The sequence below is a fragment of the Streptomyces sp. NPDC001781 genome (genome assembly GCF_053596035.1).
On record NZ_JBSFFI010000002.1, the window covers coordinates 94,573 to 115,353 of the forward strand.

Below are 20,781 nucleotides of genomic sequence, written 5' to 3' on the forward strand. Positions count from 1 at the left end.
CCGCTTCCCTGACAGATCGTTTCTGCCTGGACCTGGACGGGTTCTTGAGGCTCGCGACCACTTGTGACGTTCCGTGAGTGAATCGGGGTGTCGATCGCCGGGCGTCCACCGGCGTGGCAAACGGGCTTACTCACCCTTCCGGTTCAGATAAACAGGGCATAGCACAACATAAGCACACAGTCTGGGTGGCGGTGTCCCCAACCGCGACCGGAGGTCCCAGACGTGCCCAAGCTGCGCAGCGCCGCCGCCGTGGCCACCACGATGTCGGCGCTCGCCGCGACCTCGATCCTCACCGGCCCCTCCGTGGCCGGACCCTTCTCGCCCGAGCCCTGCGCGCTGCACCGCACCGACGCCCACCACTCCGAGGGCCTGGACACCTGGAACTCCGCCTACCCGCGCCCGAGGGGCACGCTCGACGCCGCCCTGGTCTTCCTGTCCTTCCCGGACGCCACCCCCCGCACCACCCCCGGCGAGCTGACCGCCGACCACTTCCCGGCCACCAGCCGCTACTTCGAGCAGTCCTCCTACGGCCGCTTCACCCTGCGCCCGCACCCGATGGGCCGCTGGCTGAAGATGCCCCGTCCGTCCACCACGTACCGCATACGGCGCGACTGGGCGCCCGCGGACCGCTCCGCCTATCTGCGGGACGCGTTCGCCGTCGCCGACAAGGCGCTGGACTTCTCCCGCTACGACGTGGTCTACCTGGTGGCCGACCCCGACGCGCCCGGCGTCGACTCCGACGCCACCAAGGTCGTCAACCTCGACTCACCCGTCCGGCTCGACGGCACCGACGTACGCCGGGTCGTCACGGTCTTCGAGCAGCACCCGCCCGACCGGCTGGTGCTCGCCCATGAGACCGGGCACGTCTTCGACCTCCCCGACCTCTACCACCGCCCGACGGACTCCAAGGACGACTGGGACACCCACGTCGGCGACTGGGACCTGATGGGAAGCCAGTTCGGAGCCGCCCCGGACCTGTTCGGCTGGCACAAGTGGAAACTGGGCTGGCTGGCCCCCCGCCAGGTGGCCTGTGTACGGGGCGCGGGCCCGACCCGGCTCACCCTGGAACCGCTCGCGGCCGGTCCCGGCGTCCCGGTGCGCGGCGCCTCGGGCACCCCGGCCTTCGGGCTCGGCAACGGCACCAAGCTCGCCGTGGTCCGCACCGGTGCGGACACCGCCCTCGCCTTCGAGGCGCGCGGCCCGGTGGGCAACGACCGTACGGCGTGCAGACAGGGCATCCTCGTCTACCGGGTGCACGCCCGCGTCGCGTCCGGGGACGGCCCGGTCGACGTGGTGGACGCCCATCCGCACACCGAGGCGTGCTGGGAGAACTCCGTCTACCCGCCGCTGGCCGACGCGCCGGTGTCGCTCGGGGAGAGCTTCACCGTGCCGGGGGACGGGGTGAAGGTGGAGGTCGAGGAGCGCACCCCGGCCGGGGCGTGGACGGTGCGGATCACGCCCGGGGAAGGCGCCTGAGACGGAGCACGCGAAAGGCCCCCGCTCGCGCGAGGGCCTTCGTTGTCTGTGCGCCGCCAGGGACTCGAACCCCGGACCCGCTGATTAAGAGTCAGCTGCTCTAACCAACTGAGCTAGCGGCGCCTGCTGACGTCGTAGACCTTAGCATCCTGGTCGGCGGGAGGAAAAATCGATACCCGGGCCTCCGCGCGGGCGGCGCGCACCGCCGCCCAGAGCAGCACCTCGGGGCCGGGGAGCCAGGGGTGCCGGGTGTCCGGGGCGACCAGCCAGCGGGACCCCGCCGGAGCGGGCCCGGCGTCGCCTCCCAGCGCCGGGACGGTCACCGCGTCCCCGGTGCCGTGACAGAGCAGCGGCGGCACGGCGTGGGTGCGTGGTCCCCACTCCTCCCAGGCCAGCAGGGAGGGCAGCCGCTGCGCGGTACCCGGCGCCGCGAACAGCAGTGTCCGGCCCCGGTGCACCGCGACCGGACCGCAGCCCGGCCCGTCCGCACCCCATAACCGGTCCAGCATCCGCCGGCCGAACACCGAGGGCGCGCTCACCACGTCGAAGACCGTGCCGCAGGGCAGCACCAGGGGAGCGCCGGGCCGCTCCTGCCAGAAGGCGAGCGTGCTGCGCGGATACGGTCCGGCCGAGGCGAGCCAGGCGGCTCCCTCGGCGGTGGCGGCGGTGACGTCCGGTGCGCTGGTCATGCACACAGGTGTACCGGCGGTGAGCGGGTGGTTTCCCTGGGTTGCGGAAAATGGGGACACCCGGGGGCGGGAGGGGGTATCTTGCCCACCTGGCATATGCCAGGTGGGCGGACAGGCCCTAGTGGGGGTCGACCGCCCGGCGGCCCTCGGGGTCGGCGCCCCGCATCAGGTCCCGGCCGAACTCCACCATCTTCTTGGCGTAGTCCTCGGTCCACTCCGCCCGCTCGGCGATGTCCGCCGCCGTCAGCCGGTCGAACCGGCGCGGATCGGCGAGCTGGGCCGCCGCCACGGCCTGGAACTCCATCGCCCGGTCGGCCGCCGCCCGGAACGCCCGGGTCAGGTCGGTGGCCCGCGTCAGCAGGGCGCGCGGGTCGTCGATCGACTCCAGGTCGAAGAAGTGCTCCGGATCGGCTGCCGCCTCGGCGGGCTCGAAGAGCAGGGGCGCGGGGCGTAGCCGCGGTTCGTTGCGACGCGGCGAGGGCTCCGCCATGTCTTCATCTCCTCCTCGTACGTTCGCTGCACTCGGCCCCGCCTGCGGCCGGACCACCGTCCATTGTCCCGTGCCCACGCAAGACCGCCCCCGGGCCAGACCCGCACGCGGGGTCAGGGCCGGTACGGCACCCGGTGTTCGGCCAGGTGCGCCAGGACGGCGTGGTTCGCCTCCCAGCCGTCCGGAAACTTCACCAGGGTTCCGAGCCGCACCGGTTCCGTGGACGGATACTCGTCCAGCAGGTCGCCCACGCCCGCGCGGCAGACCACGATGCAGGCGTGGCGGTGGCGGGAGGCCAGGACGCACAGGCGGCCCGTCTCCAGATGGAAGGCGGTCGCGTCGGGGCGGCCGGAGAGCGGGTGCAGGACCACCGTGACGTCGTACTCCCGGCCCTGGAGCCGGTTCGCGGTGTCCACGGTGACGCCTGTCACGCCGAGGTCGGCCAGGGCCGCGCGGACCGCGGACGCCTGGTCCCGGTGGGCGGTGCCCACAGCGACCCGGCCGGCGGTCAGTGGCGTGGGCGCCCCCGCACGCTCGGAGAGGGCCGCGCCCCCTCGGTCCAGCAGCCGCCGCACCACCGAGGCCACCGCCCGCACCGCCTCCGGGTCGGTGCGCGGGGTGTGCCGGGCCGGCAGCTCCAGCAGTCCCCAGCCGGATTCCGCGGCCTCGTCGATCACCCGGTCCGGTGCCGAACCGTCCGGCGGCACCGCGAAGGCCAGTCGCCGCTCCCCGTGCCCGGTCCCGCTGCGGAACGGTGTGTACGGATAGAACGCCGCCGACACCAGCGGCGCCGCCGACGCGGGCAGTCGCCAGGACACCGGGAGGCGGTGCTGGGGGAGGCCGGGGTTGTGCGCCAGCAGCGTGGTCACCGCCGAGGCGGACGGGTCGTAGGACAGACCCGCCCACTGGTCGCCGCCCACCGTGGAGAACGGGTCCAACTGGCCGGGATCACCCACGAAAAGCGCCCGCTCGAACAGCCCGGCCACGGCCAGCAGCGAGTCCGATCGCATCTGGTAGGCCTCGTCCACGATCGCGTGCCGCCACGGCTCGTCCACCTTGACGTGCGCCCACTTGGCGGCCGTGGACAGCACCACGGGGAGCCCGGCAAGATCGCCCGCCCTGGCCGACGTACGGACGCCCGGCAGCGCGTCCAGCGCCTTGTCGTAGGCGTCGGTGTCGCTGCTGTGCAGGCGGCCCACCGGCAGGTCGGGCTCCTTCTCGGCGAGACGCAGCACCAGGTCGTCCACCTGGGCGTTGGTCTGCGCCACCACCATCAGGGGGCGGCCCGCCCCGGCCAGCTCCAGCGCGGCGCGGACCACCAGCGTCGACTTGCCGGCGCCGGGCGGGGAGTCGACCACCACGCCGCGCTCGGTGCCGTGCAGGGTGTCGGCGAGGATCGCGTCCGTGGCGCGCGTGGCGGCGGCTGCGGGGTCGAAGTCCACGGTCGTCACAGCACGTCCTCCTCGGTCACCGCGTCCGGGGCCTCCCGCGTGGGCTCACCCGGCGGCCCGCCGTGCGTCCACGGGGTCTGCTCCGGGTCGGGCAGCTTGGCGCCCCCGCGCTGCTCGTGCTCGAAGAGGGTGAAGCACACCGTGTCGCCCTTCTCCGGCACCGAACCGGCCTCCGGCTCCTTGCCCCGGCCCATCTTGTCCATGATCCGCAGCACCAGCACGCCGTCCTCCGGCGCGCCCTCGTACCCGGCGAACTCCGCCGTCTGGGGCCTGCCGTTCAGCGAGCGGTACACCTTGACGCGCTCGCCCAGGTGCGGGCGGTCCCCGGTGCGCACGGTCACCAGCGGGCGCGGGCTCGGCCGCCTGCCCTCGCTGTACGCCATGACCACCTCGGTCACCTCTCCCGCGAGCGCCTCCCCGGCCAGCCGCCGGGCCGCCATCACCAGCGGGTCGTCCAGCGCCTCCTGCGCCTCCAGCCGGGCCTGCTCGCGCTCGCGGCCGGCCAGCTTGCCGGCGGCGGTCACCGCGTCGTCCCGGCGCGGCTGCGGCGGTTCGCCCGCGGTGATCCGGTCCCGGTGCGCGGTGAACGACCAGCGGTCCCGGGTCCACCGCTCCTCGACGTGCGCGCCCGCGGGGAGCGTCCGCAGCAGGTCGAGCCCGCGCCAGACCGCGTCCCAGGTCGGCCGCGTACGGCTGTCGACCAGGTGGCGGATCTCGTGCTCGGCGGCCGTGAGGGCGGTCAGCAGGTCCTCGGCCCTCGGGGCGTCCTCGGCGGCGGCCAGCGCGGTGCGCGCCCGGTCGTACCGCTCGATGGCCGGGGCCAGCAGCTTGTTGTCGAACGCCGGGTCGGTGGCCGGGCCCGCCGGGGGACACAGCAGCTGGCCCGCCGCGTCGCGCTCCCGCTCCGCCCGCGCGGCCGCCTCGGCACCGGACTCGCCGTCGGGCGGGTCGATCCAGGCGAGCAGCGCGCCCAGGTGCTGGTCCTCCACCACGGACTGACCCGTGGCCCAGTGCCGGGACAGCACGTCGGTCAGCGCCAGCAGCAGCGAGGAGCCCGGCACCCGGGACCGCTCGCCGTAGTGCGTGAGCCAGCGGCCCAGCAACGGCACGCGCGGCGGCGCCGGATGCGGCGTCTCCGGCTCCTGCTCGGCCGTACGCCGGAAGCGCATCGAGCGGCCCAGCAGCCGGACGAGATCCAGGCCCGCGCGGCTCGGAACCACGATCTGGGGCGCGTCCGCGCACAGGTCGACCTCCACCTTGACCCGCTTGCCGGTCTCCGGGTCGGTGTCGGTGCGCTCGGCCGTCTCCACCGCCGCGGCACAGGAGTCGAGGTGCGGCAGCACGATGTCGGCCAGCTCTGCGAGGAACGCGAAGCGCTGGTCGCGGTCGCGGGGCTGGGGCACCACCAGCAGCCGGGGCGCGTCCCGGTCGGTGCCCACCAGCGCGCCCAGCGGAGCGCCGGTCTCACCGGCGGTGGTCAGCGGGACGAACACCAGCGGGCGGTCGGACAGATGGCGGTGCCGCACGGTCGCGGCGGGCTGGGCACGGCCGGTGGCGACCGCCTCCAGACGGGCCAGGGTGGCGATCAGGGACACGGCACGGCCTCCCGGTCCGCCGCCGCGGCGAGCGCCTCGGCGCGCAGGGCGGCGGCCCGGCGCAGCGCGGACACCACCGGGTCGCCGGGGTCGCCGCTCTCGCCCCGCGCCGCCGAAAGCACCTCCTGGACCGTGCCGAGACCGCCCAGCTCGGCGCGGAGCGGGCGGCCCAGCCGGGTCACCTCGTCCACCGCGCGGGACCGTTCCCGGCAGTGGAAGGCCAGCTCGCAGGAGGACAGGCACTCGGGCGCGTAGGTCGCCGGGACCGCGTCCACGGCGGCCGTCAGCTCACCGGCCGGGCGCTCCGGGTCGAAGCAGGTGCCCTCGGGCAGCTCCTCGGCGATGGTCTCCACGCGGGTCAGCCGGGCGAGCTGCCGCGCGGTGACCGCACGCTGGGCGCGGACGTCGACCGCGCGTGCGGTGGCCAGGTTGGAGAAGTCCTTCGGGCACACCAGCAGCACCTCGTGCCGCACGGCGGGCGGCGGGGTCAGCCGGGCGGCGACCGCCTCCAGCGCCAGTACGTACACCGCCGCCTGCCGGGCGGCCGCGCCCACCTTCGCCGGGTCGGCCGAGCCGTCCAGCACGGGGAACGACTTGATCTCCACTACCGTCCAGCCGCCGTCGGGGTGCACGACCACCGCGTCCGGCTCCAGGAAGGCCGGCGAGCCCGCCACGTCCAGGGCCAGCATCGGGTGGTCCAGCAGCGTCCAGCCGCCCGCCGTCACCGCTTCCCGCAGCGCCAGCGCCGTACGCGCGGTACGGCCCTCGGGGCCCGGCGCGGCCAGGTCCGGCACCGCCGCCCCGGCGGGCGGTTCGGCGGCCGGGTCCAGCAGGGTGTGGGTGAGGCGCAGCAGCTCGGCGCCGCCGTCCGCCTTCACACGGGCCTCGAAGGTGTTGCCCCGGATCAGCGCGAACTGGGACTGACCGTAGTCCGAGGGGGCGCCCAGCGCGTCCGCGAGCGCGGCCTTGTCCACCCCGGCGCCGTCCAGGATCGCGCGTCTGCGGCAGCCCGGATTGGCCGCGAGCGCCGCGAGGGCGCGCGCGTCCAGCGCCTTGGCCGGTACGTCGGGACCGCGCAGCTCAGCGAGCCGGTGCCGCAGCGCTGTCCCCCGCGTCGCTGGGGGAGGCGTCGGTTCCGGCCGCGGGGTCGAGCCGCGACGCGCGCTGCCGTGGAATTCGCTCACCCGCGGAAGTCTGGCATCCGTCACTGACAACCGGGGCGGGACCGGTGTTTCCGGCCGACGCCGGCGGAGCCGCCCAGGCGGTCAGCCGCAGCCGCGCGGCCGTCGCGGCCCGGGTCACGTACGGGGCCAGCAGCAGGCCGGCGCCCATCACGGCCGCGCCCGCCACCGCGTCCAGGAAGTAGTGGTTGGCGGTGCCCATCACCACGATCGCGGTCAGCAGCGGATAGCCGACGGCGGCGACCCCGGCCCAGCGGGAGCGCCCGTACTTCCACAGCACCACTCCGCAGAACAGCGCCCAGCCGACGTGCAGGCTCGGCATCGCCGCGTACTGGTTCGTCATCCCTCCCATGCCGCGCGGGGCACTGGCCTCGCCGCCCCACCAGCCGTACGAGCTGTAGTGCGCCATGGTGTCCACGAAGCCGTGGGTGGGGGAGAGCAGGCGGGGCGGGCAGGTCGGCAGCAGGGTGAAGCCTATGAGTCCTATGAACGTGGACGTCATCAGCCAGGTGCGGGCCGCCCGGTAGTGCTCGGGACGGTACCGGAACAGCCAGACGAGGACCGCGGGCGTCACCACGTAGTGCAGCGAGGCGTACCAGAAGTCGGCCGGCACCCCGAGCCAGGGCTCCGCGGTGAAGAGACGGTTCAGCGGGTGCTCGGCGTTCAGGTACAGCGCCTTCTCGACGCCGAGGATGGCCAGACCGTGGTCCACGGCCGAGGAGACGTCCCCGCGCGCGAGGAGCCGGCCGGCGGTGTAGCAGCCGTAGACCAGCAGTATCAGCGGCAGCTCGGTCCACCAGCGCGGCCGGCCGGCCGGCACCGCCCCGGTGTCCGCTGCCTCGGTCTGCGGCATCCGATCGCCCTCCCCGTTCACGCTGGCCCGGCACCCCCCGCGGGCGCCGTGACACTTTACGGTGTCGGCGCGCCCGTCCGCGCGGGCGTTCCGGCTTGCGAAGACGCACCTGTCGCCCACCGGGTTGCCCGCGCGCGCGGTGCGCCATCATGGAAGGACCCGGTGAACGGGTTTCCCCGGCGTCCACCCGGCGTCCCTCTTCCGGAAAGGTTCCCCATGGCACCGCGCATCCTGCTGGCCCGGCACGGACAGACGGCCTGGTCGCTGTCCGGCAAGCACACGGGCAGGACCGACGTGCCGCTCCTGGAGGAGGGCCGGCGCGGGGCCAAGCTGCTCGGTGAGCGGCTGCGGCAGACGCCGCCGGCGGGATTCGCGGACGTGGAGGTACGCACCAGCCCGCTGGTCCGCGCGCACGAGACCTGCGGGCTCGCCGGGTTCGAGGACCGCGCCGAGGTGTGGGACACGCTCATGGAGTGGGACTACGGCGCGTACGAGGGCATGACCCCGGCCGAGATCCAGGACGTCCGGCCCGGCTGGCTGATCTGGCGCGACGGGGTCCCCGAGGGCGAGACGCCCGCGGAGGTCTCCGCCCGCGCGGACGAGGTCGTCCAGTGGGCACGCTCCGCCGACCGCGACGTCCTGATCTTCGCCCACGGCCACATCCTGCGCTCCATCGGCGCCCGCTGGCTCGGCCTCCCCATCGACTTCGCCGCCCGCCTGCGCCTCAACCCCACCTCGCTCTCCACCCTCGGCTGGGCCTACGGCGAGCCGGCGATCGAGAGCTGGAACGACACGGGGCACCTCGTCGGCTGAGGGCTGTCACAGGCCTCGGGTACCGGCCCTACCCCCGCCGCGGGCGCGGCAGCGAGGCGTGGCGGTCCAGGAAGTCCGCCACCCCGGTGGCGCGGCGGTGCGGGAGCAGGACCCGCGCGGTGCCCGCCAGCATGGTGTGGATGCGGGAGGACTGGACCTGGGCGAGCAGGTCCAGCACGCGCAGACCCGCGGTGGCCGCCTCGTCGGGGTGGCCGTCGCGGGCCAGGTCGTCGGCGAGCTCGGCGCTGTACAGGGCGATGTTGCGGGAGAAGTGCGGGTCCTGGAGGCCGGCCGCGCGGCGGGCGTGCCGGGTCGCCCGGCGCCAGTCGCCCAGCGTCGACCAGCACTGCGCCTCCAGGCCGGCCAGCTCGGCCTCGCCGTAGAAGCTCATCCACTCCGGGTCGGACTCGGTCCTGCCGCGCCCGAACAGCGCCTGCGCCCGTACGAGGGCCTGCTCGCAGCCGGTGCGGTCGGCGAGCCCCGCCCAGCCGCCCGCCTCGCGCAGTGCCAGCAGCGACATCAGCCGGGGTGAGCCCAGCGGGCGGGCGGCCCGCTGCGCGGCCTGCGCGGCCCGGACCGCCTCGCGGGGGCGCCCGGCGTCCCGCGCGAGGAAGGCGGTGTTGCAGAAGGCGTGCGCCTCCAGACCCGCGTCCCCGGTCATCCGGGCGGTGGCCAGCGCCTCCGCGTAGTGCGAGCGGGCGTCGTCGAAGCGGCCCGAGTCGTGGGCCAGCCAGCCCACCGAGATGGCCAGCTCACCGGCGCCCGAGTGCAGCCGCTCCACGGTGGTCTGCCGGGTCGCGCCCGCGTCCAGCAGGGCGTACGCGGCGCGCAGCGGTTCCGCAGCGCGCCGGTAGAGACCGTCCGCGCCGTGCTTGTCGTCCAGCACCCGGATGCGCCGGACGGCCTCCTCGACGGCGGCCGCCTCCGACGTGCCGGGCCGCCGCGCGGCGGCCGAGGCGCCCGTGGCGGCGGCCAGCGGGACCAGCGTGGCGGCGGCCGCCACCGTGGCACCCGTACCGGTCATGAATGCGCGACGCAGCACGTCGCTCTCCTCGTGGTTCAGGGGGTCGTAAGGATGCTCGTTGGCGGCCGCCCGGACCGGGCCCGGTGGCGCGGACGGGCGCGCGCCGCGTCCGCGCACGGCCGAGCGCGGCGCGAAGCCGAGGTCGGTGAGGGTGCGGCCGGGGAACATGTGCAGGAAGACCCGCTCGTAGGCGTAGTTGGGACAGCGGATCTCACCCGCCTCGACTCTGCCGACGTAGCGCGCGTCGCAGCTCACCCGCTCGCCGATCTCCCGCGCCGCGCGCCGCACCAGGGCGGCGAACTCGGCGGGGGAGCGGCGGCCGCGCACCTGCCGGAAGGCGGTGTTGGGGCGGAGCGGCCGGTCGGGCTGCGCCGGGGTATCGGTTGACGACGCCATGGCCGGTCCTCTCGTGCGAACCGTCGAACCGTGCCGGAACGGGGCCCTCCACGGGTGTGGTCGCCCGTGTGACACCGTGGGTCCGGCGGGGCAAGAACGTACAGGCTGTGCCCGGTCCGACACGCAGTGTTTAGCTACAAAACGGATATCTCATCCACGATCTGCCATGAACTGCCATCCTTTGCGGGGCACTTGCGCCGTAGCCCTTGACGCCGTCCCGCGTTGTACGTCGCGGACCGCAACAGGCAGCGTGCTGGAGGCCGGCATGGAGACCCGCCCGAACATCGATCCGCGTCCGGCGGCACCGTGGTCACGGCCGCCCGGCGACGCGGCGTGCGACCTGGTCACGGTGCCGGCCCGCCAGGGCCTGGAGGCCGTCGACATCCTGCGCCGCGAGGCGGCCGAAGGCGTGGGCCCGGTGCTGCACGACGACGGCTGCGACACCCTCGGCTTCCTCGTCCCGCCCGGCACCGCGGGTCACTGGGACGTGCCCGGCAGCACCTGCACCCGCACCTCCGGGCGCGGCCTCCGGCTCGACCCGGAGCCGCCCGTGCGGGGCTCGGACTGGCTGCTGCCGCCCGGCGGGGCCGACCTCGCCACCGACCCCGCGACCCTGCGCCGGGCGCTCGGCGAGGCGGCCCGGATGATCGAGGCCGCCGACAGCTGCCGCTGACCGGCACCGTGCGGCGGGCCCGGACCGCCTGCGAGAATGGCCCGATGGGCAGGTCCAGGGACAACCGGCGCAGGGCGGCCGCCGAAGCCGTGGTGGAGGCCGTCGACGGCGGCCTCGCGGAACTCATACCCGACCCCGACCGGGCGCGGGCCTGGTCGCTGCTGATCGACGGTGCCCCGCAGTCGCACGTCGACCTGGACGACCCGGCGCACCTGTCCTTCGAGTACCAGCGCCGCATCGGCCACGTCGTCGACCTGGCCGCCCCGCCCGGCAAGCCGGTGCAGGCCGTGCATCTCGGCGGCGGCGCGCTCAGCCTGGCCCGCTACACCGCCGCGACCCGGCCCCGCTCGACCCAGCAGGTGGTGGAGCGGGACGCGGCCCTGGTCCAACTGGTCCGCCGTGAACTCCCCCTCGACCCCGGAGCCCGGATACGGGTGCGCTCGGCCGACGCCCGCGAGGGGCTCGGCAAGGTGCCGGACGGCTGGGCCGACCTGATCGTCGCCGACGTCTTCAGTGGCGCCCGCACCCCGGCCCACCTGACCTCCACCGAGTTCCTCGACGAGGTGCGCCGCGCCCTGCGCCCCGGCGGCGTCTACACCGCCAACCTCGCCGACGGCCCCCCGCTCGCCCACCTGCGCGGCCAGATCGCCACCGCGGCAGCCCGTTTCGCCGAACTCGCCCTGATCGCCGACCCGGCGGTACTGCGCGGCAAGCGCTTCGGCAACGCGATCCTGGTCGCCTCCGACGCACCGCTCCCGCTCGCCGAACTCACCCGCCGAGCCGCGTCCGACCCCCACCCGGCCCGCCTCGAACACGGGTTGAGGCTCAGGGACTTCACCGGCGGCGCGGCCCCGGTGACGGACACCTCGGCGGTCGCCTCCCCGGCCCCGCCGCCCTCCGTCTTCCGCTGACCCCCCTCAGGGCTGCCCCGTGATCCCGGGCGACGGCCCTCCGCCTCGCGGCGCACCGCATCCGACGCCGCGCGCTGATCCACCGGGGAGTACGGGAGCCCTCAGTACGTCTGCACGTCCACGTGCGGGGGACCGTCGTGCCAGTCGCAGAAGACCGTCACGTGGTCGGTGCCGCGGCTGAACTCCACCCTGATCCAGGTCTCCGTCTTCCACACCTGCATCGACCAGCCGGTTCCCGGGGTCGCGGAGACCAGGGTCGCGCTCGCCGGGCCGAGGTCGAAGACCGCCCGGCCGCCGCCGGTGTCGTACGCCTTGACGTCGCCGGCGGGGGTGGCGGGCGCCGGGCCGGCCGGGGCCTGGGTGGCCGGGGGCGCGGTACGGGTCGGAGCGGGGGACGGGGGCGCCGAGGTGCGGCGGGGCGCGGGCTTCGGTGAAGGGGGCGCCGGCGCCGCGGCGGAGGCGTGGGCCGCCGCCTCGGCCGCGCTGATCGGCACGGCGCGCGGAGGGTCGTACGCGGTGCCCGCCATCACCGTGTGCACGCCCCACCAGGACAGCGTGGTCGCCGCCGCGGTGGCCAGCAGCCACGCCAGTACGTGTACGAGTCCTCTGCGCATCGGGGCCATACTGCCTCAGCCGCCACGCGCCGCGCAGGCGGCTCCGGTTGTCCACAGAGAGTTGTCCACAGGCCAGCACCTCGCTGGTCCGCATGGCGTACGGTGCGGCGCATGGCAAGTGTGCTCGTGGTCGAGGACGATCAGTTCGTCCGCTCGGCGCTGATCCGGCATCTCAGCGACGCCGCCCACGTGGTGCGCAGCGTCGGCACCGCGCTGGAGGCGCTGCGCGAGGTCGCCCACCTCCGGTTCGACGTGGTCGTACTCGACCTCGGACTGCCCGACCTGGACGGCTCCGAGGCGCTGAAGATGCTGCGCGGCATCACCGACGTACCCGTCATCATCGCCACCGCGCGCGACGACGAGGCGGAGATCGTCCGGCTGCTCAACGCCGGGGCGGACGACTACCTGACCAAGCCCTTCTCGGTCGAGCACCTCTCCGCCCGCATCGCCGCCGTGCTGCGCCGCTCCCGCTCCGGCGCCGCCGAGGCACCGTCCTCGCCGGTGATGCGGGTCGGCGGCCTCACCGTCGACCCGCTGCGCCGCCAGGCCGAACTGGACGGCGCCCGGCTCGACCTGACGCGCCGCGAGTTCGACCTGCTCGCCTTCCTCGCCGGCCGCCCGGGCGTGGTCGTCCCGCGCAGAGAACTGCTCGCCGAGGTCTGGCAGCAGTCCTACGGGGACGACCAGACCATCGACGTCCACCTGTCCTGGCTCAGGCGCAAGCTGGGCGAGACGGCCGCCCGGCCCCGCTATCTGCACACCCTGCGCGGCGTCGGGGTCAAGCTGGAGCCGCCCGCCGCGGTGGAGCCCCGATGAGGTGGGCCCTGGTCAAGGTCTGCCTGGCGGTGACCACCATGGTCGTCGTCGCCTTCGCCATCCCGCTCGGCCTGGTCGTCAAGGAGATGGCCCGTGACCGTGCCTTCGCGGGCGCCGAGCGCGAGGCCGCCGCGGTGTCGCCCGCGCTGTCCATCACCACCGACCGGGACGAGCTGGAGCGGGTGGTGGCCGCGGCGGGGGCCGGCTCCGGGATGTCCGTGCACCTGCCCGCCGACGGCGACCGGGGCGCCCTCGACCTGGGCCGCGGAAGGGCCGACGGCCGCGACATCGAGGCGGTGCGCCGGATGGGCCGCGCCTCCACCACCGAGGTCACCGGGGGCTCGGCCCTGCTGCAGCCGGTCGCCCTCGGTTCCGGTGCCATCGCGGTGGTCGAGGTGTGGGTGCCCGAGGCCGCGACGAGCAACGGGGTGGGCACCGCCTGGGCGGTGCTCGCCGCCGTGGGACTCGCGCTGATCGCCGGTTCGGTCGCGGTCGCCGACCGGCTGGGAGTGCGCATGGTGCGCCCCGCCCGGCGGCTGGTGGAGGGCGCGCACGAACTGGGCGAGGGGCAGCTCGGCGCCCGGGTCCCCGAGGAGGGGCCGACCGAACTGCGGCTCGCGGCGGTCGCGTTCAACTCCATGGCCGACCAGGTCGTCGCGCTCCTCGCCAACGAACGGGAACTGGCGGCCGACCTCTCCCACCGGCTGCGCACCCCGCTCACCGTGCTCCGGCTGAACGCCGCCTCGCTCGGCGCAGGTACCGCCGCCGACCAGACCCGTGCCGCCGTGGCCCAGCTGGAGGGCGAGGTCGACACGATCATCCGTACCGCCCGCGAGGCCAAGCCGCAGACGGCCGCCGTGGGGCCGGGCGCGGGCTGCGACGTGGCCGAAGTGGTGCGCGAGCGCATGGAGTTCTGGTCGGCGCTCGCCGAGGACGAGGGCCGCAAGTGGCGGGTGGCCGGTGCCGAACGCCCGGTACGGGTGCCGGTGGCCCGCGCCGACCTGGCCGCCGCCCTGGACGCCCTGCTGAGCAACGTCTTCCGGCACACCGCCGAGGGCACCGCCTTCGCGGTCGACGTCCACCACGCCGAGGACGCGGTGATCGTGCTGGTCTCCGACGCGGGACCCGGCATACCCGACCCCCGGGAGGCGATGGCCCGCGGCCGGGGCTCCGGTACGGCGGGCTCCACCGGACTCGGCCTGGACATCGTGCGCCGACTCGCCGAGTCCACGGGGGGTGACGTACGCATCGGTTCCTCCGTGCTCGGCGGTACCGAGGTGCGGATCTGGCTCCAGTTCGACGCCCGCAAGCCCGCCGGACGCGGCCACCGGGGCACCGTACGCAGGCGGCGCAAGCCGGTGCCCGCCCGCTGACCGGGCCGATCTTTAACCGGCCCCGATCCCGTCCTTAAGCGCACCCTAAGCCTTTCGGTCACCGTCCCGGATGGACCGATTGCCTGATTCCGCGTCGCTAGCGTGCTGCCACCACCCCCCACCTCCGCACGAAGGACAGGCACGCCCATGAGCACGCACCGGCGCAGGACCAGTGGCAGGAACAAGGCGATAGGCGGCGTGGTCGCGGCCGCCGTGGCCGGTGGCGGCGCGGTCCTGGTCACCGGGGTCGCGCACGCCGCCGGGGTCGGCGCCGCGTACACCAGGACCAGCGAGTGGCGGACCGGGTACAGCGCCCAGTACGTCGTCACCAACGACACCGCGGCGGCCGAGAAGGACTGGAGCCTGGAGTTCGACCTCCCGGCCGGCTCCAGGCTCGGCTCGCTGTGGAACGCCGAGTCCAGCGTGAACGGGCGGCACGTCACGGTGAAGGCCGCCAAGTGGGACTCCGGCGGGCTGGCCGCGGGCAAGTCGGTCACCGTCGGCTTCGTCGTGGACGGCACGGGTGATCCCACCGGCTGCCGGATCGACGGCTCCGAGTGCGCCGTCGACCCCGCCGCCACCCCCGAGCCCAGTGGCCGTCCCACCGAGCCCGGGACCCCCGCGCCCACCCGGAGCGCCCCCAGCCTGCCCGGGACGCCGGCCCCCACCGCGAGCGCGGGCAGCGGCACCGAGGCGGCGGGCGGCTTCGCCCCGTACGTCGACACCTCGCTCTACCCGGCGTTCGACCTGCTGGGCACCGCCGACGCCACCGGCGTGAAGAACTTCAACCTGGCCTTCGTCACCGACGGCGGCGGCTGCACCCCCAAGTGGGGCGGTGTGAGCGACCTGACCGCGAACGGGGTGGCCGCGCGGATCGGCGACCTGCGCGCCAGGGGCGGCGACGTCCGGGTCTCCTTCGGCGGCGCCTCCGGCTCGGAGCTCGCCACCACCTGCTCCTCCGCCGACGCCCTGGCCGCCGCCTACGCCAAGGCCGTCGACGCCTTCAAGCTGACCAAGGTCGACTTCGACGTCGAGGGCGGCGCGCTGCCCGACGCCGCCGCCAACACCCGGCGCGCCCAGGCCATCGCCGAGCTCCAGGCCGGCCACCCCGGCCTGGACGTCTCCTACACGCTGCCGGTGATGCCCGAGGGCCTCACCCAGGACGGCGTCGAGCTGCTGGCCGACGCCAAGGCCCACGGCGTCCGCGTCGACGGCGTCAACATCATGGCGATGGACTACGGCCCGGCGTACAGCGGCGACATGGGCGACTACGCGATCCAGGCCGCGACCGCCACCCAGGCCCAGATCAAGGGGGTCCTCGCACTCGCCGAGGCCGACGCCTGGAAGACGGTCGGCGTCACCCCGATGATCGGGGTCAACGACGTGGCCACCGAGGTCTTCGAGGTCGACGACGCCGCCCGGCTCGTCGACTTCGCCAGGTCCAAGGGCATCGGCTCGCTGTCCATGTGGTCCGGCACCCGTGACAAGAGCTGCGTCGGCGGCACCAAGCCCACCGCCGACGCGACGTGCAGCTCGATCACCCAGGACGAGTTCGCCTTCTCCAAGGCGTTCGCCGCCTTCGACTAGGGGCGCACGACGAGGGGCCCGGCGGTCCGGACACCGCCGGGCCCCTCCTCCTGTCCGCCGCTCAGCCCGCGAACTCCACCGACGGCAGCGTGCCGGTGCGGGCCGCCTCGCCGTACCAGCGGGCGCTGGACTTCGGGGTGCGGGCCTGCGTCGCGTAGTCCACGTAGACCGCGCCGAACCGCTTCTCGTAGCCGTAGGACCACTCGAAGTTGTCCATCAGGGACCACAGGTAGTAGCCGCGCACGTCGGCGCCGTCGCCGAGGGCGTGGCGGACCGCCGAGAGGTGGGCGTGCAGGTAGGCGACGCGCTCGGGGTCGTGCACCCGGCCGTCCGCGTCCGGCTTGTCGTCGTAGGCGGCGCCGTTCTCCGTGACGTAGAGCGGGAGTCCGGGCGCCTCGCGGGTGTAGCGCATCAGCAGGTCGTACAGGCCGGTCGCGTCGACGGCCCAGCCCATCTCGGTGCGCTCGCCGGGGCTCTGGTGGAAGAGCACGTCGTCGGCCCCGGGCCACGGGGAGTGCTCGCTCGCGCCGTGGCCGTCCGCGCGGGGTCCGCTGACCTGGTCGGTGGCCGCCGAGACCAGGGCAGGCGTGTAGTAGTTCAGGCCCAGCGCGTCCAGCAGGGCGTTGCTTGCGGCGAGGTCGCCGTCCAGGACGAAGGACCAGTCGGTGAGCGGGGCCGTCGCGGTGAGCAGGGACTCGGGGTAGGCGCCGTGCAGCATCGGGCCGTGGAACACGCCGTTGGCCAGGTCGTCGATGCGCCGGGCTGCCGCCAGGTCCGCCGGGTCCTGCGAAACCGGCCGCACCACAGCCGAGTTGAGGCTGACCGCCACCTGGTTGCGGGCCGGCATCGCCGCGCGCAGCGCCGAAGCGCCCAGCCCGTGTGCCAGGTTGAGATGGTGGGCCGCCCGCAGCGAGGCCACCGGATCGGTGCGGCCGGGGGCGTGCACCCCGGAGCCGTAACCCAGGAAGGCGCTGCACCAGGGCTCGTTGAGGGTGATCCAGTTCTCCACCCGGTCGCCCAGCGCCTCGCCGACGAGGTGCGCGTACTCGGCGAACCGGTGGGCGGTGTCCCGCTCCGGCCAGCCGCCCGCGTCCTCCAGCTCCTGCGGGAGATCCCAGTGGTAGAGGGTGACGGCTGGCTTGATGCCGTGCTCCAGCAGCTCGTCCACCAGCCGCCGGTAGAAGTCCAGTCCGATCTGCACCGCCGGACCCCGCCCGGTCGGCTGCACCCGCGACCAGGAGACGGAGAAGCGGTACGCACCGAGCCCCAGGTCCGCCATCAGGGCCACGTCGCCGCGGTAGCGGTGGTAGTGGTCGACGGCCACGTCACCGGTGTCACCGCCCGCCGTCCTGCCGGGCGTATGACTGAAGGTGTCCCAGATCGAGGGCGTACGGCCGCCCTCGCGCACCGCTCCCTCGATCTGGTAAGCGGAGGTCGCCGCGCCCCAGAGGAAGGCCGGGGGGAAGGTGACCTCGGGGGCCACGGGGGAGACCGTGGAGGAGATGTCGGGCATGGAAGCGCTCCCATCGGAGAGTCGGCATGACGTCGGGAAGTCCCGGGGAATGAGGAGGGGCCGGGGTGTCGGTGTCCCGGCCCCCGTGACGGAACGGTTCAGCCCTTGATCGCGCCCTGCATGATGCCGCCCACGATCTGCTTGCCGAACAGCAGGAAGGCGATCAGCAGCGGCAGGGTGCCGAGCAGCGCGCCCGCCATGATGACCGCCTGGTCGGGTACATACCCCGTGCCGAGGGCGTTCAGGGCGACCTGCACGGTCGGGTTCTGCTGGTTCAGGGCGATGATCGGCCACAGGAAGTCGTTCCAGGCGAACACGAAGGTCAGCAGGCCGAGCACCGCCATCGCGGGCCGCGCCGCCGGGAACACCACGTGCCAGACGATCCGGATGCTGCTCGCCCCGTCCATCCGCGCCGCCTCGATCAGCTCCGTCGGCAGCGCCTGCACCAGGTACTGCCGCATGAAGAACGTGCCGAACGCGGTCACCAGGCTCGGCAGGATCACCGTCTGGAGCTGGTTGGACCAGCCGAGGTCGCTCATCCACAGGTACAGCGGGACGACGGCGAGCTGCGGCGGGATCATCATCGTGCCGATGGTCAGCAGCAGCAGCAGCCCGGAGAACCGGAACCGCAGCTTGGCGAAGGCGAAGCCGGCCAGCGTGGAGAAGACCACCGTACTGACCGTGATGGTGCCGGCGACGATCAGGGAGTTGAGCATCGCCGTGCCGAGCCCGGCCTGGTCCCAGGCGGCCTGAAGGTTCTTGAACAGGTTGCCGCCGAACCACAGCGGCGGCGGCGCCTGGGCGAGCCGCCGGTCGGTGCGCGAGGCCGCGACGGCCGTCCACACCAGCGGCGCCAGTGAGAGAAGCGCGAACACGATCAGCGCCACGTACGTCACCGGACCGGCGTGCAGCTGCCTGCCCGCCTTCGAGGCCCGGCGCCGGCCGGTGCGCGCATGGGGAAGAACGAGTTCACCGGCGGTCATCGGACCTCCTCAGCCAGCGGGTCAGCAGCAGGTTGACCGCGGCGATGATCAGCATGACCAGGAACATCGTCCACGCGATCGCGGACGCCTTGCCGAGGTTGCCGATGATCCAGCCCTGGTCGTACATGTAGAGGCCGAGCGTCTGGTACTGGTGCTCCGAACCGCCCTTGGTCCCGCTGACCCCGCCGAACAGCAGGGGTTCGCCGAACAGCTGGGTGGCGCCGATGGTCGACACGACGACCGTGAACAGCACCGTCGGCCGCAGCTGCGGGATCGTCACGTGCCAGAACTGCTGGCGCCGGTTGGCGCCGTCGAGCGCGGCGGACTCGTACAGGTCGGCCGGGATGGCCTGCATCGCGGCCAGGTAGATCAGCGCGTTGTAGCCGGTCCAGCGCCAGATCACGATGCTGGACACCGCGAACTGCGATCCCCAGTCCGACTCACGCCAGTTGACCGGGTCGACGCCGGCGAAGTGGAGAATCCAGTTCACCATGCCGCCGTCCCACGAGTACAGCAGCGTGAACACCAGCGTCGCCGCCGCCACCGAGGTCGCGTACGGGGTCAGCATCACCACGCGCCACACGGTCGAGCCGCGCAGCTTGTAGTTGAGCATGTGGGCCAGCCAGAGTGCCGCCATGAGCTGCGGGACCGTCGAGATCACGCCGATGGTGAAGGTGTTCCGCAGCGCGTTCCAGAAGAAGTCCGAGGACAGCAGGTTCCGGTAGTTGGCGAGCCCGGTCCAGCTCTGGTGGTCGAGCGCGGCCAACTGCACGTCGTGCAGCGAGTACCAGACCGTGTACAGCAGCGGAACCAGGGTGAACACACCGAACAGGACGAAGAAGGGGGCCACGAACGCGTACGGCGACGCCTTCGTGTCCCAGCGGTACAGCCGGCTGCGCCAGGAAGGGGCGCCGTCCGGCACACCGCGACCCCGAGCGCTCCGGACCGCGCCCGGCGGGATGCCGGGCGCGGTCTCGGCGCTCGACGCGGGATGCGCGAGAGCCTCTTTGGAGGTCACTGGCCGAGCACGTCCTTGATCTCCTTGGACGCGGCCTCCCAGCCCTGGGCCGGGGACTTGCCCTTCTGCTCGACCTGCAGGATGCCGATGTCGCTGATGGCGGTGTCGATCGGCTTGTCCTTCGGGCCCAGCGGCTGGGCCGGGATGGTCTTCGCCGCGTCGGAGAAGATCTGGGTGAGCGGCGCGTTCGAGAAGTACGCGGTGGTGTCCGCCTGGGGCTTCAGGCTCGCGTACGCCGACGGGGTGGAGGGGAAGCTGGCCTGCTTGGCGAAGACCTTGGCCTGCTGCTCCGGCGCGGTCAGCCACTTGGCCAGCGCGACGGCCTCCTTCTGGTGCTTGGTCGCCGTCGGCACACCGAGGAACGAGCCGCCCCAGTTGGACGCGGTCGGCGCCGCCGCCACGTCCCACTTGCCCTTGCCGGAGTCGCCGGCCTTCTCGCCGATGTAGCCGAGCATCCAGGCGGGGCAGGCCACCGTGGCGAAGGAGCCGTTGGCGAAGCCCTTGTCCCAGGTGGGGTCGAACTGCTTGAGCTTGGCCGACATGTCGCTGGTCGCCACGCTCATGGCGTCGTCCCAGGCGTCCTTCACACCCTGGGACTTGTCCCAGACGACCTTGCCGTCCTTGTCGTAGTTCCGCTCGGAGGCACCGCCCAGCGACGCGTTGTACACCGAGGCCGCCGAGTCGACGTACTTGGTGCCCCTGGGCGCCTTCTTCATGTACTGCTTGCCGAGGTCGACGTACTTGGACCAGTCGCCCTTCCACCGCTCGGCGAGCTTGGCGCGGTCGGTGGGCAGTCCGGCCTTGGCGAAGAGGTCCTTGCGGTAGCAGACCGCCATCGGGCCGATGTCGGTGCCGATGCCGATCGTCCTGCCGTCCTGGGTGGTGGCCTGGGCGAGCTTCCAGTCCAGCCACTGGGACTTGTCGACGTCCTTGCCGAGGTCGACGAACTTGGCGGCCTGCGTCTGCACGGCCTCCGTGATGTTGCCGACCTCGATGGCCTGGATGTCGTCGGTGCCGGAGCCGGCCTGGAGGCGCGTGAGCACCTTCGGCCAGTACACGTCTGTACGGGTGGTGACGTTCTCCTTGATGTTGATGTCCGGGTGCAGCTTCATGTACTCGTCGTACAGACCGGCCTGCTTGTAGCCGAAGACCCCGAAGGTGCCGACCGTCAGCGTGATGTTGCCCTTGCCGTCGCCGCCGCCCGCGTCCGACGAGCCGTCGTCCGAGTCGCTGGCGCAGCCCGCCAGCAGACCCGTGGCCAGCGCGGTCGCGGCCATCACGGCCACCGTGCCGCGTGACCTGCGGATGCTCGTACGCATTGCGTC

At 73.8% G+C, this 20,781-nt stretch carries 19 protein-coding genes and 1 tRNA gene; 7 read left to right on the top strand and 13 right to left on the bottom strand.

The window, feature by feature from the left end:
- Nucleotides 1-261 precede the first annotated feature (261 nt).
- Nucleotides 262-1,476 (top strand): M6 family metalloprotease domain-containing protein, encoded by a 1,215-nt coding sequence (locus ACWCV3_RS02195; protein ID WP_451217547.1) that lies wholly within the window; start codon nucleotides 262-264, stop codon nucleotides 1,474-1,476.
- 49 nt (nucleotides 1,477-1,525) lie between these two features.
- Here the strand turns inward: ACWCV3_RS02195 and ACWCV3_RS02200 are convergent.
- The 7 genes from ACWCV3_RS02200 to ACWCV3_RS02230 form a co-directional block, all read right to left on the bottom strand.
- A tRNA-Lys gene (locus ACWCV3_RS02200) sits at nucleotides 1,526-1,599 on the bottom strand.
- Nucleotides 1,590-2,261, bottom strand: coding sequence for a bifunctional DNA primase/polymerase (locus ACWCV3_RS02205; RefSeq protein WP_451217052.1), 672 nt, complete (start codon nucleotides 2,259-2,261; stop codon nucleotides 1,590-1,592). The genes ACWCV3_RS02200 and ACWCV3_RS02205 overlap by 10 nt, the downstream gene beginning before the upstream one ends.
- Nucleotides 2,262-2,283: 22 nt before the next feature.
- Nucleotides 2,284-2,655, bottom strand: a complete 372-nt coding sequence (locus tag ACWCV3_RS02210; protein ID WP_451217055.1) for a hypothetical protein — start codon at nucleotides 2,653-2,655, stop codon at nucleotides 2,284-2,286.
- A 113-nt stretch (nucleotides 2,656-2,768) separates the two neighbouring features.
- Nucleotides 2,769-4,106: an AAA domain-containing protein gene (locus tag ACWCV3_RS02215; RefSeq protein WP_451217058.1), complete on the bottom strand. Its 1,338-nt coding sequence runs from the start codon at nucleotides 4,104-4,106 to the stop codon at nucleotides 2,769-2,771.
- Complete coding sequence (locus tag ACWCV3_RS02220) at nucleotides 4,103-5,701, bottom strand: hypothetical protein (RefSeq protein ID WP_451217061.1); 1,599 nt, start codon at nucleotides 5,699-5,701, stop codon at nucleotides 4,103-4,105. Before ACWCV3_RS02220 ends, ACWCV3_RS02215 begins: the two co-directional genes overlap by 4 nt.
- Complete coding sequence (locus tag ACWCV3_RS02225) at nucleotides 5,692-6,885, bottom strand: hypothetical protein (protein ID WP_451217064.1); 1,194 nt, start codon at nucleotides 6,883-6,885, stop codon at nucleotides 5,692-5,694. Before ACWCV3_RS02225 ends, ACWCV3_RS02220 begins: the two co-directional genes overlap by 10 nt.
- On the bottom strand, nucleotides 6,782-7,735 hold the full coding sequence (locus ACWCV3_RS02230) for a phosphatase PAP2 family protein (RefSeq protein WP_451217067.1): 954 nt from the start codon (nucleotides 7,733-7,735) through the stop codon (nucleotides 6,782-6,784). The genes ACWCV3_RS02225 and ACWCV3_RS02230 overlap by 104 nt, the downstream gene beginning before the upstream one ends.
- A 216-nt stretch (nucleotides 7,736-7,951) precedes the next feature.
- On the opposite strand from ACWCV3_RS02230, the gene ACWCV3_RS02235 reads away from it, so the two are divergent.
- Nucleotides 7,952-8,548: a histidine phosphatase family protein gene (locus ACWCV3_RS02235; RefSeq protein ID WP_451217070.1), complete on the top strand. Its 597-nt coding sequence runs from the start codon at nucleotides 7,952-7,954 to the stop codon at nucleotides 8,546-8,548.
- A gap of 28 nt (nucleotides 8,549-8,576) precedes the next feature.
- Here the strand turns inward: ACWCV3_RS02235 and ACWCV3_RS02240 are convergent, their stop codons facing one another.
- On the bottom strand, nucleotides 8,577-9,968 hold the full coding sequence (locus tag ACWCV3_RS02240; protein WP_451217073.1) for a hypothetical protein: 1,392 nt from the start codon (nucleotides 9,966-9,968) through the stop codon (nucleotides 8,577-8,579).
- Nucleotides 9,969-10,233: 265 nt separating this feature from the next.
- Between ACWCV3_RS02240 and ACWCV3_RS02245 the strand changes: the two genes are divergently transcribed.
- Both ACWCV3_RS02245 and ACWCV3_RS02250 read left to right on the top strand, forming a co-directional pair.
- A complete protein-coding gene (locus tag ACWCV3_RS02245; RefSeq protein WP_451217076.1) occupies nucleotides 10,234-10,641 on the top strand; it encodes a hypothetical protein in 408 nt (135 codons plus the stop codon).
- Between the two features lie 44 nt (nucleotides 10,642-10,685).
- Nucleotides 10,686-11,552, top strand: a complete 867-nt coding sequence (locus ACWCV3_RS02250; protein WP_451217079.1) for a spermidine synthase — start codon at nucleotides 10,686-10,688, stop codon at nucleotides 11,550-11,552.
- A gap of 101 nt (nucleotides 11,553-11,653) precedes the next feature.
- On the opposite strand, the gene ACWCV3_RS02255 is transcribed toward ACWCV3_RS02250, so the two are convergent.
- Nucleotides 11,654-12,166, bottom strand: a complete 513-nt coding sequence (locus ACWCV3_RS02255) for a hypothetical protein (protein ID WP_451217082.1) — start codon at nucleotides 12,164-12,166, stop codon at nucleotides 11,654-11,656.
- A 111-nt stretch (nucleotides 12,167-12,277) separates the two neighbouring features.
- Between ACWCV3_RS02255 and ACWCV3_RS02260 the strand changes: the two genes are divergently transcribed.
- From ACWCV3_RS02260 to ACWCV3_RS02270, 3 genes are all read left to right on the top strand, one after another.
- Nucleotides 12,278-12,982, top strand: a complete 705-nt coding sequence (locus ACWCV3_RS02260) for a response regulator transcription factor (protein ID WP_451217085.1) — start codon at nucleotides 12,278-12,280, stop codon at nucleotides 12,980-12,982.
- Nucleotides 12,979-14,355 carry a sensor histidine kinase gene (locus ACWCV3_RS02265; protein WP_451217088.1) on the top strand — a complete coding sequence of 459 codons (1,377 nt, stop codon included), beginning with the start codon at nucleotides 12,979-12,981 and terminating at the stop codon, nucleotides 14,353-14,355. Before ACWCV3_RS02260 ends, ACWCV3_RS02265 begins: the two co-directional genes overlap by 4 nt.
- 147 nt (nucleotides 14,356-14,502) lie before the next feature.
- Nucleotides 14,503-15,942, top strand: a complete 1,440-nt coding sequence (locus ACWCV3_RS02270; RefSeq protein ID WP_451217091.1) for a cellulose binding domain-containing protein — start codon at nucleotides 14,503-14,505, stop codon at nucleotides 15,940-15,942.
- 61 nt (nucleotides 15,943-16,003) lie between these two features.
- Here the strand turns inward: ACWCV3_RS02270 and ACWCV3_RS02275 are convergent, their stop codons facing one another.
- The 4 genes from ACWCV3_RS02275 to ACWCV3_RS02290 all read right to left on the bottom strand — a co-directional run bounded on the left by ACWCV3_RS02275 (nucleotide 16,004) and on the right by ACWCV3_RS02290 (nucleotide 20,775).
- Nucleotides 16,004-17,455: a GH1 family beta-glucosidase gene (locus ACWCV3_RS02275; RefSeq protein ID WP_451217094.1), complete on the bottom strand. Its 1,452-nt coding sequence runs from the start codon at nucleotides 17,453-17,455 to the stop codon at nucleotides 16,004-16,006.
- A gap of 98 nt (nucleotides 17,456-17,553) precedes the next feature.
- Nucleotides 17,554-18,438, bottom strand: coding sequence for a carbohydrate ABC transporter permease (locus ACWCV3_RS02280; RefSeq protein ID WP_451217097.1), 885 nt, complete (start codon nucleotides 18,436-18,438; stop codon nucleotides 17,554-17,556).
- A complete protein-coding gene (locus ACWCV3_RS02285) occupies nucleotides 18,425-19,456 on the bottom strand; it encodes a carbohydrate ABC transporter permease (protein WP_451217100.1) in 1,032 nt (343 codons plus the stop codon). The genes ACWCV3_RS02280 and ACWCV3_RS02285 overlap by 14 nt, the downstream gene beginning before the upstream one ends.
- A complete protein-coding gene (locus ACWCV3_RS02290; protein WP_451217103.1) occupies nucleotides 19,453-20,775 on the bottom strand; it encodes an ABC transporter substrate-binding protein in 1,323 nt (440 codons plus the stop codon). Before ACWCV3_RS02290 ends, ACWCV3_RS02285 begins: the two co-directional genes overlap by 4 nt.
- Between the last annotated feature and the right edge of the window lie 6 nt (nucleotides 20,776-20,781).